Source organism: Chryseobacterium soli, assembly GCF_000737705.1.
Lineage (GTDB): Bacteria > Bacteroidota > Bacteroidia > Flavobacteriales > Weeksellaceae > Chryseobacterium > Chryseobacterium soli.
The window spans coordinates 75,636-89,709 of record NZ_JPRH01000010.1 but is presented as its reverse complement, the minus strand read 5'-3'; the positions used below and the strand labels follow the sequence as shown (position 1 = coordinate 89,709).

Annotated in this window: 15 protein-coding genes; 9 read left to right on the top strand and 6 right to left on the bottom strand. The window is 35.7% G+C overall.

Going from position 1 to position 14,074, the window contains the following annotated elements; all coding sequences use genetic code 11:
• Positions 1–20: 20 nt before the first annotated feature.
• From IW15_RS18820 to pdhA, 4 genes are all read right to left on the bottom strand, one after another.
• Positions 21–599, bottom strand: a complete 579-nt coding sequence (locus tag IW15_RS18820; protein WP_034714537.1) for a murein L,D-transpeptidase catalytic domain-containing protein — start codon at positions 597–599, stop codon at positions 21–23.
• Between the two features lie 14 nt (positions 600–613).
• Positions 614–1,282 (bottom strand): ABC transporter ATP-binding protein, encoded by a 669-nt coding sequence (locus tag IW15_RS18815; RefSeq protein ID WP_034714536.1) that lies wholly within the window; start codon positions 1,280–1,282, stop codon positions 614–616.
• A 130-nt stretch (positions 1,283–1,412) separates the two neighbouring features.
• Entirely contained in the window at positions 1,413–3,029 is a 1,617-nt protein-coding gene (locus tag IW15_RS18810) for a pyruvate dehydrogenase complex dihydrolipoamide acetyltransferase (protein WP_034714535.1), read from the bottom strand.
• Between the two features lie 116 nt (positions 3,030–3,145).
• The gene (gene pdhA, locus IW15_RS18805) at positions 3,146–4,147 is read right to left on the bottom strand and encodes a pyruvate dehydrogenase (acetyl-transferring) E1 component subunit alpha (protein WP_034714534.1); all 1,002 of its coding nucleotides are present in this window, start codon (positions 4,145–4,147) and stop codon (positions 3,146–3,148) included.
• Positions 4,148–4,272: 125 nt separating this feature from the next.
• On the opposite strand from pdhA, the gene IW15_RS18800 reads away from it, so the two are divergent.
• A complete protein-coding gene (locus tag IW15_RS18800) occupies positions 4,273–4,875 on the top strand; it encodes a phosphatase PAP2 family protein (RefSeq protein WP_051882214.1) in 603 nt (200 codons plus the stop codon).
• Positions 4,876–4,882: 7 nt separating this feature from the next.
• The gene (locus IW15_RS18795; protein ID WP_034714531.1) at positions 4,883–5,368 is read left to right on the top strand and encodes a BlaI/MecI/CopY family transcriptional regulator; all 486 of its coding nucleotides are present in this window, start codon (positions 4,883–4,885) and stop codon (positions 5,366–5,368) included.
• Between the two features lie 57 nt (positions 5,369–5,425).
• Here IW15_RS18795 and IW15_RS18790 read toward each other — a convergent pair whose 3' ends face one another.
• Both IW15_RS18790 and IW15_RS18785 read right to left on the bottom strand, forming a co-directional pair.
• A complete protein-coding gene (locus tag IW15_RS18790) occupies positions 5,426–6,175 on the bottom strand; it encodes a PQQ-binding-like beta-propeller repeat protein (protein WP_051882213.1) in 750 nt (249 codons plus the stop codon).
• 129 nt (positions 6,176–6,304) lie between these two features.
• Complete coding sequence (locus IW15_RS18785; protein WP_034714529.1) at positions 6,305–6,673, bottom strand: RNA recognition motif domain-containing protein; 369 nt, start codon at positions 6,671–6,673, stop codon at positions 6,305–6,307.
• A gap of 385 nt (positions 6,674–7,058) precedes the next feature.
• On the opposite strand from IW15_RS18785, the gene IW15_RS18780 reads away from it, so the two are divergent.
• From IW15_RS18780 to IW15_RS18750, 7 genes are all read left to right on the top strand, one after another.
• A complete protein-coding gene (locus IW15_RS18780; protein WP_034714527.1) occupies positions 7,059–7,286 on the top strand; it encodes a helix-turn-helix domain-containing protein in 228 nt (75 codons plus the stop codon).
• Positions 7,287–7,407: 121 nt separating this feature from the next.
• Positions 7,408–7,818: a DUF6157 family protein gene (locus IW15_RS18775; RefSeq protein WP_034714526.1), complete on the top strand. Its 411-nt coding sequence runs from the start codon at positions 7,408–7,410 to the stop codon at positions 7,816–7,818.
• Positions 7,819–7,913: 95 nt separating this feature from the next.
• A complete protein-coding gene (locus IW15_RS18770; RefSeq protein ID WP_034714524.1) occupies positions 7,914–8,306 on the top strand; it encodes an acyl-CoA thioesterase in 393 nt (130 codons plus the stop codon).
• Positions 8,303–8,863, top strand: a complete 561-nt coding sequence (locus IW15_RS18765) for a helix-turn-helix domain-containing protein (RefSeq protein ID WP_034714522.1) — start codon at positions 8,303–8,305, stop codon at positions 8,861–8,863. Before IW15_RS18770 ends, IW15_RS18765 begins: the two co-directional genes overlap by 4 nt.
• 109 nt (positions 8,864–8,972) lie before the next feature.
• Positions 8,973–12,032, top strand: a complete 3,060-nt coding sequence (locus IW15_RS18760) for a heavy metal translocating P-type ATPase (RefSeq protein ID WP_034714520.1) — start codon at positions 8,973–8,975, stop codon at positions 12,030–12,032.
• Between the two features lie 17 nt (positions 12,033–12,049).
• Entirely contained in the window at positions 12,050–12,778 is a 729-nt protein-coding gene (locus tag IW15_RS18755; RefSeq protein WP_034714518.1) for a DUF72 domain-containing protein, read from the top strand.
• Between the two features lie 343 nt (positions 12,779–13,121).
• Positions 13,122–13,988, top strand: a complete 867-nt coding sequence (locus tag IW15_RS18750) for a polysaccharide deacetylase family protein (RefSeq protein ID WP_034714516.1) — start codon at positions 13,122–13,124, stop codon at positions 13,986–13,988.
• Positions 13,989–14,074 lie beyond the last annotated feature (86 nt).

The window sequence follows — 14,074 nt, the reverse complement described above, 5'->3', positions numbered from 1 at the left end:
ATAGGGTGGGAAATAGATTCTTAATAAAAGGCATATAAAACAATAGGCAGCTTTGACTGGTCTATATATTTTGCTGTTTGGTTAAAAGCATTCTGTGAAAGCATCGGACACCCTAAACTTAAACAAGCCGGAGCTTCACTTTCTTTATCTGGAATACAGCTATAGGAATGAAGAATAATTGCCCTGCTCATCGCATTATCATTGGTCGTATCCAACCCATTCAGCCGATATGATTTGCCAAATTTCCCTACATAACTTTCCCTGATTTCATATTTCCCTAAGGAAGACTGATAGGAACCTTCAATATTGCTAAATTTAAGTGCATTTGAATGGGGAATTACCGAACCTGAACCATGTGAAACGACTGCTTTTTGCAGAATTTTATCATTTTTTAAATCATAGAAAAAATAACGGTACTTTCCTGAGGGTACTTTAAAATTGATAAAAACAGCTATATCCTGATTATAATTTTTCCCTTTCAAATAATCCCTTATTTCTAAAATTCTATACTTAGGAATATCTAAAGTATGTATATTCTGTGACTCAGCTTTGGTACAGGAAATAATAAAAAGGAACAGAAGGATACATTGTTTCATCATGGGTAAAGCTGTATTTATTCAACAATCAATCCGTCTTTCATTATGAGTTTTCTGTCCGTAATTTCTGCAAGATTCGGATTATGTGTTACAATAACAAAAGTCTGGTCATATTTGTCTCTTAAATCAAAAAATAATCGGTGAAGATCATCAGCATTTTTTGAATCAAGGTTACCTGTAGGTTCATCCGCAAAGATAATTTTCGGGGAATTAATTAATGCTCTTGCCACTGCTACACGCTGTGCCTCTCCTCCCGATAACTGGTTGGGTTTATGGTGAAGTCTTTGTTCAATCTTTAGATCCTCAAACAAAGCATATGCTTTTTCAATCGCTTCTTTTTCATTGGCTCCGCCTATTTTGGTCGGCAGCAATACATTTTCTATCGCAGTAAATTCCGGAAGCAATTGATGAAACTGAAATACAAAACCGATATTCTGGTTTCTGAATTTAGAAAGCTGTTTATCATTCATATTAATAAATGATTCTCCAGCTATTTCAAGCTCTGTTCCATATTTATGGGAATTACTGGGAAGGTCTAATGTTCCCAAAATTTGTAAAAGCGTAGATTTACCAGCTCCTGATTCTCCAACAATTGAAACAACTTCTCCTGTTTTGATATGGATATCAACACCTTTTAATACTTCTAAATTCCCATAAAACTTATGGACATTTTTTGCTTTAATCATAAATCAAAAATAGTGAATATAGATGATGTATACAAAATGTTTCCAACTAAACATTTCGTATATAATTTAGTATTATAAAAACAAAAAACCTCTCGAAATGAGAGGTTTTAATATTCTATATACTAGATAATTACAGTAACAAAGTTAAAGGATTTTCCAGATATGTTTTTAAAGTTTGTAAGAACTGAGCTCCTGTTGCCCCATCTACTACTCTATGGTCACAAGCTAATGAAAGCTTCATGATATTTCCAACCACAATCTGTCCATCTTTCACGATAGGCTTCTCGATAATAGCTCCTACAGATAGAATAGCTGAGTTCGGCTGGTTGATGATACTTGTGAATGTTTCAATTCCGAACATTCCCAGGTTAGAGATTGAGAATGTAGAACCTTCCATTTCATTTGCTTTAAGTCCTTTAGATTTAGCTCTTCCAGCCATATCTTTAACCGCAGCAGAGATTTGGGTATAGTTCATCTGATCTGTATTTTTAAGTACAGGTACTACCAATCCGTCAGGAATTGCTACCGCTACACCAACATTGATGTTTCCTCTGTGGATGATTTTGTCTCCAGCCCAGCTAGAGTTCACCTGTGGATGTTTTCTCAAAGCAACTGCTGTCGCTTTAATAATCATGTCATTAAAAGAAATTTTAGTATCCGGTAATAAATTGATTTCTTTTCTTGCCACAATGGCTTTATCCATATTGATTTCTACCATCAGGTAGTAATGTGGAGCAGAGAATTTACTTTCAGCAAGACGTTTTGCAATGATATTTCTTACCTGAGAGTTTTGGCTTTCCGTATCCTGACCCTGAACGAAATTAACGGCAACCTGTGCTGCTGCGTTTGCTGCCGGAGCAGATGCAGTAGGAGTTGCTTGAGAAGGCTGATAGTTTTCAATATCTTTCTTCACAATTCTTCCGTTTTCGCCGGAACCTTGAATTCCATGAATATCAACTCCTTTTTCCTGAGCTATTTTTTTAGCCAGAGGAGAAATTGCTACTCTGTCAGAAGATGAAGCACTTACTGCCGGAGCATCAGACTTTTCTTCTGTTTTAGCTTCAGCTTTTTGTTCAGCCGGCTTTTCTGCAGTCTGAGCCGCAGGTTTTGCAGAACCTACCGCAGAAACATCTGTTCCTGCAGGCCCTATGATAGCTAATACTGAATCTACAGGAGCACCAGCGCCTTCTTCAACACCTTGCTTCAATAATACTCCATTAAATTCAGATTCAAAATCCTGAACTGCTTTATCTGTTTCGATCTCAGCAAGAAGATCTCCTTCTTTTACGGTATCGCCTACATTTTTATGCCATTTTGCTACTTTACCTTCTGTCATGGTATCAGAAAGTCTTGGCATTGTAATCACTTCTACGCCTGCAGGTACTTCCGCAGTTGTTTTTTCTGCACTTGGTGCATTATTTTCTGTTTTGGATTCTTCTTCAGATTTTTTTTCTTCTGAACCTCCAGCAGCAGGAGCACTTCCTCCTTTCAATGCTGAAATATCTTCTCCTTCATTACCAATGATTGCCAAAATAGAATCAACAGCAGCTGCAGCGCCTTCTTCTACACCTACGTATAAAAGAGTTCCTTCGATCTCAGACTCGAAATCCTGAACAGCTTTATCTGTTTCAATTTCAGCTAAAATATCTCCTTCTTTTACTTTATCTCCTACTTTCTTGTGCCATTTCGCCACTTTACCTTCCGTCATAGTATCGGAAAGGCGAGGCATTGTAATTACTTCTGCCATAATTTATTTAATATGATAATGAGTTAATTTGATAATGAATTAATTGGATAATCTGATAATGAAATGAACATGTTAATTAACTAATTAGCACATTACCACACTATCTCATATTATTTTTAGTTTTCTAATTTGTCTAAGAACGGATAGTTTTCCTGAGAATATACGTATTCATACACTTTCTCTGCATCCGGATACGGAGAGTTTTCCATGAACTCAATACATTCGTCAACAAAATCTCTTGATTTATTATCCATAGCTTCCAATTCTTGTTCAGTAGCCCAGTTGTTTGCTAAAATTCTTGATTTTACCAATTCCATAGGGTCATCATTTTTATGAACAGCTACTTCTTCTTTTGATCTGTACGGTTCTGCATCAGACATAGAGTGTCCTCTGTAACGGTACGTTCTTGCTTCTATGAATGTAGGTCCGTCTCCTCTTCTTGCTCTTTCAATAGCCTCGTAAGCAGCTTCTGCCACTTTTTCAGGATCCATTGCATCTACTGCAAGACAAGGCATTTCGTAACCTAATCCTAATTTATAGATATCTTCGTGATTAGCAGTTCTTTTTACAGAAGTTCCCATAGCGTACTGATTGTTTTCTACAACAAATACTACCGGAAGTTTCCAGTTCATTGCCATATTAAACGTTTCATGTAAGGAACCTTGTCTTGCTGCACCGTCTCCGAAGAAACAGATATTTACAGCCTTTCTATCGAAAAATTTATCTGCGAAAGCAATACCAGCTCCTAAAGGAATTTGTCCTCCTACAATACCATGACCTCCATAGAAACGGTGTTCTTTACTGAAAATGTGCATAGAACCACCCATACCTCTGGATGTTCCTGTTGCTTTTCCGCAAAGTTCTGCCATGATTCTCTTAGGGTCTACTCCCATTGCCATTGGATGTATATGGCATCGGTAAGCAGTAATCATACTGTCCTTAGTTAAATCCATTGCATGCGTAAAACCAGCAGGTATAGCCTCCTGTCCATTATACAAATGTAAAAAACCTCTGATTTTTTGTTTTAAATAAAGAGAACGGCATTTATCTTCAAACCTTCTCCACATTGTCATATCTTCATACCACTTCAGGTATACCTCTTTAGAAAATTCTTTCATGTGTTAGCTCTTGCTTATTTATTATGAAATAGTTGAGCAAAATTATAAAAAAAACTTCGTTTTTATTGTATACATACCAATTGTTTTTTTGGTTATAGTGTTATATTTGAATTTTAAACTTAAACATGGAAGAAAAACACCCTTCAATCATATATAAAATTTCAAAAATCATCTCCGACTTTTTTAATCCGTTGACTTCTTTATTTATATTTTTCGCTTATATGAGCGTTCAGAAATACTCCTTGAAAGATTCCCTAGTTTATTTTCTGCCTATATTATTGATCGTTATTGTTCCTGTTATAGTCTGGCTGGTTTGGAATGTGAAAACCGGAAGATATACCAATATGGATGTTTCCAACCGCATTCAAAGAAAAACTTTGTACCTGTTTATTGCCGCTTGTGTTATCGGTTACATTACTTTTAATTATATCAAAAATGGATATATTGATTTTGTGATGCTGTTTATATTAATTTTACTCTTTGCCTTACAGATCAGCAATTTTTTTATTAAAAGTTCCATGCATACAGCATTTAATGTTTTTGTAGCTGCCCTCTTTTTTGCCTTAGACTGGAAAATGGGACTTATCTGGCTGGGTATTGCAGCCTTAGTAGGAATTACCCGGATTATTTTAAAAAGACATACCGTAAAAGAAGTATTTATGGGCGCCGGAATAGCTTTTCTGGTATCTTTTATCTATCTTTATTGCAATATACAATTTCAACATTAAGAACTATATGAAAATTAATCATCTTACCGCAGCGGAAGAAAATTTTATGAAGCTGTTTTGGAAGCTGGATTCCTTTTATTTAAAGGACATTATGGAGCAGCATCCCGAACCGAAACCACACCAGAACACCGTATCTACCTATCTGAAAATACTTGTTGAAAAAGGCTATCTGTCTACTGAGAAAGAAGGAAGAATCTTTAAATATACCGTCATTGTTCCATTTCAGGAGTACAGAAAATTTTTATTGAGAGAACTTTCCCATAATTTTTTCGACAACTCGGGTAAAGAAATTCTGACTTTTTTAATCAATGATAAATTAATTTCCCAGGATGATTTAAAAAGCTATTTTGACCTTAAAATAGAAGTAAAACCAGTAAAAGCAAAAGCTCCGAAACTGGAAATTGCAGAAGAAATTCTAAATCCAAAAAAGGATAAGAAACCTAAAGATATGAAAGACAAAAAAGAAAAGAAGAAGAAAAAGAAGAAAGAATAACAACATAAAAAAAGCATTACGGAACGTAATGCTTTTGTATTTTATCGTAAACTTAGATTATTGCTGACTGTTTGAACTCCAGATTGGAGATGAATATCTGTCATAAATTACCAAGTTCCCATCATTTTGAACAGTAAGTTTTGTAGCACCTCTGTTAACAGTATTTGAACTCCATAATGCTCTATTGTAAGAATCATATACAACAAGGTTACCATCGTTCTGAAATTCCGCTCTGCTGCCTTTATTATCTGTTCTGCTGCTCCAGATAGGATCACCATTACTTCTGCATAATACCAGATTTCCGTCACGCTGGAATGTAATGTAAAATCTTCCGTCAGAAGAGAAAACTTTATTTCCTCTGTTGAATTGATATCCGGTATTTACAGAACCGCTTCTGGAAGATGAACCGTTATTATTGCTGTAAGGACTGCTTTTTGAAGACCATAAAGGGTTTGAACCGCTATAGATCACCAAATTACCATCATCCTGAACAGTTAATTTGTCCCCTCTTCTTCCACTGGTGTTGGTACTGAACACCACGTTGTTTCCAGATCCATATACTACCAAATTTCCATCATCCTGGAATACGGCTCTCGAACCTTTGTTTGAAGTACGGGAATCCCATAATGAACTTCCAGATCTGTCGCTGAAGACTAAATTTCCATCATTTTGAAAAGTAACATAATATTGTCTGTTACTGGCCCAGTATTTTCTGTTTTGTTCTAAATTCTGGCCGGTATAAATATTCTGTGCAAACAAAAACACGCCGCCGAATACTACACATATTGCTAATAAAAGTTTTTTCATTGTAATTAATTTTAACAATTAAAATTATTCCTAAAAGTATGCCAAAATACAGTGTATTTTTAATAATCCTTACAAGTCAATGAAATATAACTACATAAAAAAAGCGGCTTAAAAGCCGCTTCATATTTTCTACCAACGATTTCCACCGCCGTTTCCACGGTTGTTACCGTAACCTCCGCCACCGTTGTTGCCACCACGGTTGTTTCCATAACTTCCACCTCCACTTCTGTTGTTGTCGAAGCTTCTTCTTGGTTTTTCTTCTCTTGGCTTAGCCTCAGAAACGTTAAGTGTCTTACCGTTGAATTCTTTTTCGTTAAGAGCTTCAATAGCTTGTTTTCCTTCTTCATCACCCATTTCTACAAAACCAAATCCTCTGGAACGACCAGTCTCTCTGTCTGTAACGATTTTAGCTGATGATACGTCTCCAAATTCTGCGAATAGATCATGCAACTCATATTCTTTAGTTGCGTAATTGATGTTTGAAACAAAAATGTTCATTTTGAATAAAATTAAAAAATTAATAAAAATTTGGTATATAAAAGAAAAGCAACATAAATTAATGAACAAATATTGATTCCAAATATAAACGTATGCAAGATACAATTAAAAATATCAAATCAAAATATTTTTTTTAAGTATTTATGGCCTTTCAAAGTTTTGAGAAAATTTTAGATTGAAAAAAAGTAAATATTTATTGATAAAGAATAAATATTTACTGATATTTGTAAAATAATTAAGAAAAATTTAACATGCAAATATACTCTCAACACCTCCTAAATATAGCCAAATACTCCTTCCGGATTATATTTACAGGGCTTTGTATCCAGCCTCCTGCTTTTCATTTCTCTTATTTTTCAAAGAAAAACCCACTAACTTATCAATTATGCCTATTATAGTTAATTTAGATGTGATCATGGCAAAAAGAAAAATGTCATTGAACGAACTTTCCGAAAAAGTGGACCTCACCATTTCCAATCTTTCTGTACTAAAAACAGGGAAAGCAAAAGCAGTACGCTTCAGTACTCTTGAAGCGATTTGCAAAGCTTTAGACTGCCAGCCTGGTGATATTTTAGAATATAAAGAGGAAGTCACCAATCCGCAAAGAGATTAATTCTAAAATTGCCAAAATAATATTAATTTTAAAAATAATTGCAGTAAGGTATCTCAGAACTAAATACCAAATACTAAACACAAAAATTCTTATCCTTAATATATAACCCTAAAACACCTTCATGAAGCATACCACCAATTATACCGACACTTTTATTGAAGTAGCAGAAGACTGCCCTGTCTCCAAAGCACAGATACCACCCGAAAAGGGGATAAAGACATTAGCAGATTTTCAATATGAAAAGATCATCAAAAATCCTTACATTTTTTCATCTGATGATATTATTTTTGAATGGTATGCAATAAAAAATGACATTACTGAAACCGAGAAACAAGAAGAATGGGAAAAATTCTTTTCTAAAGGACAGGCATGTTTACGCACCTCCCCGCTGGCTAAACGATATGGTTTTGGCATTCATCATAATTCGGGAGGAAAAGTGGCCGTTTTTCCTGTTGAAAGCGAAGAATATCAAAAATTCATGGAAAACAGTTCTATCACTAAAGTGAAAGCCATGCGATCCAAAAGAAAATGATTGAGAAAATAAATAATCTTCTTCAAATAACTAAATGGTATTCCCTTGATAAAGCCGGTTTTAAAAGCTAAATTTGCATTACAAATAATTGACCTATGAATTATCACACCAGAAAATGGGTAAAGCCAGAAGATTTAAATCCCAACCATTCGCTTTTCGGAGGCAGACTTTTACAGTGGATTGATGAAGAAGCAGCGCTTTACGCTATTATTCAACTGGAAAACACAAAGGTAGTTACGAAATTTATTTCTGAAATCAATTTCGTTAGCTCAGCCAAACAGGGCGACATTATTGAGATAGGAATCGAAGTCTCTAAGTTTGGTTCTACTTCTATCACTCTACAATGTGACGTTAGAAATAAAATGACCCACCAAAGCATTATCACAGTTGATAAAATTGTTATGGTCAATTTAGATGAAGAAGGAAACCCGGCTCCCCATGGAAAAACACAGGTTGAATTTGTGAAAGACAGACTCAATAAATCATGAAAGTCTTTATAAAAAATATGGTCTGCGGCAGATGTATTTCGGCTGTAGAAAATATTTTCAGCGAAGCTGATATCAAAGTAAAATCCATCCGCCTGGGTGAAATAGAACTCGAATCCGAGATTTCTGAAGATCATCTTCTGGCCATCGAAAAACAATTGGAAGAAACGGGTTTTGAAAGAATAAAAGATTCTTCCCATCAGCTTATTGAAAAAATAAAAAATCTGATTATCCTGAAAATAACCGAACAGGATATTGATGAAAACTTCCTGCTTTCCGAATTTTTAACATCAAAACTTCACAAGGATTACAGCTCCCTTTCAAAACTGTTCTCCCAAAATGAAAATATTACCCTAGAGCAGTTTTTCATCCTTCAGAAGATTGAAAAAGTAAAAGAATTGCTTTTGTACAATGAATTTACCCTTACTGAAATTGCAGGGAAATTGGGTTATAAAAGTGTACAGCACCTTTCTTCACAGTTCAAAAACAGCACCGGCTTCACTCCTACTGAATTTAAAAAGCTGAAGATTCACAACAGAAAACCTTTAGACAGTCTTTAGGTCCTTTCTGCCTTTCATCAGCCACCAACCAAATTCTATAACTATTATCCTTAAATTTATAACAGCCTTACATTTTCATTGATGAAATTTGTAGTATAAATTTAGGATTATGGAACGTCAATATAATATACTCGGAATGACCTGCTCCGGTTGTCAGAAAAAAATTTCTGAGAAGCTGAACAGCATTGAAGGTCTAAAAGCCGATATTAATCTGGAAAACAGCACCGCAACCATTACCTCTGACAAAGAAATAGAAGTAAGTATTCTTAATAAAGCTTTAGCAGAAATTGGAAAATACAGATTGGAAGATCCCAACAGCCATGAAAGAACTTTTAAAGTACTGGGAATGACCTGCTCCGGCTGTCAAAAGAAAATTTCTGAAAAACTGAACAGCATTCAAGGGATAAAAGCCGATATTAATCTGGAAAACAGCACGGCAACAATCACTTCTGACAAAGAAATAGAAATAAATGCTCTCAATAAAGCCTTAGAAGAAATTGGAAAATACAGATTGGAAGATCCTAATACGCCCGAAAAAAACTTCATAAAGCCTCAGGACCGAGTTTCTCCGTCTTCGGTCTATTATTGCCCAATGGAGTGTGAAGGGGATAAAGTCTATTTTAAGCAAGGCGAGAGATGTCCGGTCTGCAATATGTATTTAGTTCCGATCGAGGAAAAACATGCGAAAGACCCTAATCATAAACCCACATTCTCTTCAACAAACTTACCGGAAAATTTTAAAGACAGTATCGGAAAATATTACTGTCCGATGTTTTGTGAGGGAGATACGGTATATGACGAAAAAAGAGACTGCCCTGTCTGTCATATGCATTTAGAAGAAATCACCGAAGATCTTGCTAAAAACGCTGCAACACATCAACATCATCATCATTCCCATGACCACAGCCATCATCATGAAGCGCCTAAAGTTACTGATGATATGGCCGGAAAATATTACTGTCCGATGTACTGCGAAGGCGACAAAACGTATGACAGCAACGTAGGTTGTCCCGTCTGCGGAATGGACCTTGTAAAATATCCGGAAAAGAAAACTGCAAAATACAGCTGCCCCATGCACCCGGAAATCATTAAAGATGAACCGGGAGACTGTCCAATCTGTGGAATGGATCTGGTAAGAATGCCTGACAGTGAAGGCGAGGAAGAAGATGAAACCTACTCTATTTTAAAAAGAAAATTCATTATTTCCTTAGCATTTACCATCCCTGTTTTTATTCTTTCTATGGGAGGAATGTTTATTAATTTCCCATTCTCTAACAACATACAGGGAATTATTGAATTAGCTTTAACCCTTCCTGTTTTGTTTTTTTCCGGCTGGTTTTTGCTCAAAAGAGGCTGGATTTCATTCAAAACATGGAACCTGAATATGTTCAGTCTGATTGCTTTAGGAGTTGCAGCTGCATTCATATTCAGCCTTGCCGCCTTGGTTTTCCCGGATCTTATTCCGCATGAAATCAGAGGCCACAACCACGAAATCCCGTTGTATTTTGAAGCGATATGCGTGATTCTGACCCTTGTCATTTTAGGACAGCTTATGGAGGCTGCAGCTCATAAGAAAACAGGAAATGCCATCAAAGAATTAATGAACCTTTCTCCTGATGAAGCCAATCTTATCGTCAATGGAGAAGAAAAAAAAGTACTGCTTTCCCAGGTTAAAATCGGAGATCTATTAAAAGTAAAACCGGGTGAAAAAATTCCGGTTGACGGAAAGATTATTGAAGGAAACTCAGTCGTAGACGAAAGTATGATTACCGGAGAACCTATTCCGGTGGAGAAAAATGTTGATGATAAAGTTTCTTCCGGAACGATTAACGGAAATCAGGTGTTTATGATGAAGGCTGAAAAAGTAGGTGATGAAACCCTGCTTTCGAAAATCATCAAAATGGTGAATGAAGCCAGCCGAAGCAGAGCACCGATTCAAAAATTAACGGATAAAGTCGCTAAAGTTTTTGTACCGACAGTGATTGTTATTGCCATCCTTACCTTTATTTCATGGCAGCTATTCGGTCCTGAAGGTAAAAAATCATTATTTGCTTTCATCAATGCTGTGGCGGTTTTAATTGTAGCCTGTCCCTGTGCCCTGGGCTTAGCGACTCCAATGTCATTAATGGTTGGGATCGGAAAAGGTGCCAAAAACGGCATCCTTATTAAAAATGCAGAAGCCCTTGAAGAAATGCACAAAGTGAATGTGCTGATTACAGATAAAACAGGAACCTTAACAGAAGGAAAACCTTCACTGGAACACATAGAATCAGTAGATGGAGCAGACCAGAATCTGATGTTGCAGTTAGCTTTTTCATTGAATCAAAATTCTGAACATCCTTTATCCAATGCAGTGATCAAAAAAGCCAAAGAACAGAAGTTATCAGGCGAAAAAGTCACGGATTTTGAAAATATTTCAGGAAAAGGTGTTAAAGGAAACATCAATGGGAAAACAGTGTATGTAGGAAATGAAAGCCTGCTGTCTTCCCACCAGATATCAATCCCTGATCATATAAAACAGAAAGCAGTTGAAATACAGTCTAAAGCTCATACCATTTCTTATATCGCCCAGGATAATACGGTTTTAGGATTCATCAGTTTTACCGATAAGATTAAAGAAAGTTCTAAAAAAGCAGTTGAGCATCTGATGAAGGATGGAATTGATATCGTCATGATGACCGGCGATAATGAGCATACCGCAAAAGCCGTTGCTGATGAATTGGGAATACGGCATTATAAAGCCAACTGTCTTCCGGAAGACAAACTCAATGAAGTGAAAAAACTTCAGAAAGAAGGCAAGATTGTTGCCATGACCGGAGACGGAATCAACGACTCCCCTGCTCTGGCACAAGCCAATGTAGGAATTGCCATGGGAACCGGAACGGATGTTGCGATTGAAAGTGCTGCTATCACTTTATTGAAAGGAGATATTTTAGGCGTTGCAAAAGCAAAACTACTTAGTGAGAAACTGCTGAAAAACATTAAGGAAAACCTGTTTTTTGCATTCATCTATAATGTGCTGGGAATTCCTATTGCGGCAGGATTATTGTATCCATTTTTTGGAATTCTATTATCACCGATGATTGCCGCTGCTGCCATGAGTGTAAGCTCATTATCTGTGATCTTAAATTCACTCAGATTAAATTCTGTGGATTTGAATATACAATAATCAGATAAACAAAAGTTATGATAAAAGAAAGTCTTTACATTGGGTGCTCGGGATTTTATAATACTGACTGGAAAGGGTCTTTATACCCTCAAGAAGCCCAAAATAAGGACTTTCTTACGTTATATTCCGAGGAATTCAACTCGGTGGAAATCAATTCTACATTTTACAGGAAGCCAACCGCTAAAACGCTTTTGAGATGGCATGATGAAACTCCTGATGATTTTAAATTTTTCATTAAAATACCAAAGGCGATTTCCCATGAAAAGCGTCTTGAAAACTGCAAAGAGGAAATCACAGAATTTTGCAGGCATATTCATTCCCATCTCAAAGAAAAATTAGCCGGATTCTTATACCAACTGCCTCCATCTTTTAAAAATACGGAGGAAAATCTTGAACGGGTTTTGAGCAATATGGATTTCAATTTTCTAAATGTCGTAGAATTCCGTCACGAATCCTGGTGGCGCAGTGAAATTTTTGAAGTCTTACAACAGAATAACATTGTTTTCTCCGGAGTCAGCTTTCCGGGAAACCTTCCTGAAGAGGTGATCATCAATCATTCGGAAATATTCTATTACAGACTCCACGGAAAACCTGTTCTTTACAAATCAGAATATTCTGAGGAATTTATTGATGCATTGGCAGAAAAGATCAGGACGTCACACAAGAAAACATTTATATTCTTTAATAATACCTGGGGAACTGCTGCGATTAAAAATGCACTGTATTTAAAAAGTATTTTGAAGTAAAAGGTATGCTTATATATGCCATGTAATTCTCCTTCATGTAGAATAAATGACAAATATATCAATGTCGCGGGAGTAAAGTTTAAAATAATTTTTACTTTCTGAAATAAAAATAAATGTAATAAAAAACTCAAAAACGGAAGTTTTTTACATTGATAAATGTTAAGATATGAAGAATCAAACTCATAATTAACCAGCTCTTACCAACTTGAAAAACAACCCTCAAAATAAGCGTATTAAAATCTCCTTAAAAAGCAAAAATACATCAGGCAATGGCATAAATTTTGTTAACATTAATCCGTAAATTTTAACTATTTTTAACTATTTAAATTCCCATTACCTTACTATGAGAAAAAACTTTGCGGGAAAGTCAAAAAACATGACTTTTCTTGGGATGCTTGCATTGATGAGTGCAGCTTCAATTTCATTCAACAGTTGCCATGATGTAAAAGATAAGAAAGAGTCTGAAAAGATGATTTCGCAAGAATATCCCGACGCAAAACCAACCTCCAGTATTGATAATGAAAATGTAGAAACAGATAAAAGAGTTATTTATCTTACATTCGATGACGGTCCTAATCAAGGTACCGAAAATCTTATAAAAGTTTTAAGTAAAAAAAATGTTTGCGCCACAGCCTTCCTCGTAGGAAAACATGTCTATGGAAGTAGAAAACAAAAAAATGATCTTGAGCTTTTAAGACAAAATCCCCTGATTGAGCTGGCTAATCACAGTTTTACCCACGCCCACAATAAATACACAGAATTTTATAAAGATTCCAATGCCGTAGTCCGTGATTTTGATATCGCCAAAGACAGCCTGAAATTGGCGGATAAAATTGCAAGAACTCCCGGAAGAAACATCTGGAGGCTTAACAATATCAATGCAACTGATATTAAAAGCTCTACCAATGCAGCCAACAGCCTTAAAAAAGCTGGATATAAAGTGATCGGATGGGATCTTGAATGGAAACCTACCAATAAAATGGCCCTGAAAGGAAACCATGAAGCAATGCTGAAAAAAGTAGACAGCATTTTTTTCAATGACCTGGAAAAAACATCAAGACATCTGGTGCTTCTTACGCATGATCAATATTTAGCAGATTCTGATTCTATCAATGAGCTGGAATTGTTTATTGACAAATTACAGAAAAGCAACAAATTTGTTTTCCGTAAGATCTCCCAGTATCCAAAAATCAACGAGATTTTGAATTAATCTGATTTAAAATGCTTCAACAATAATTCAATATCAATACATTGTAAGCATTCACTCTGAAACCTAAACTTATTTAGGAACATAAA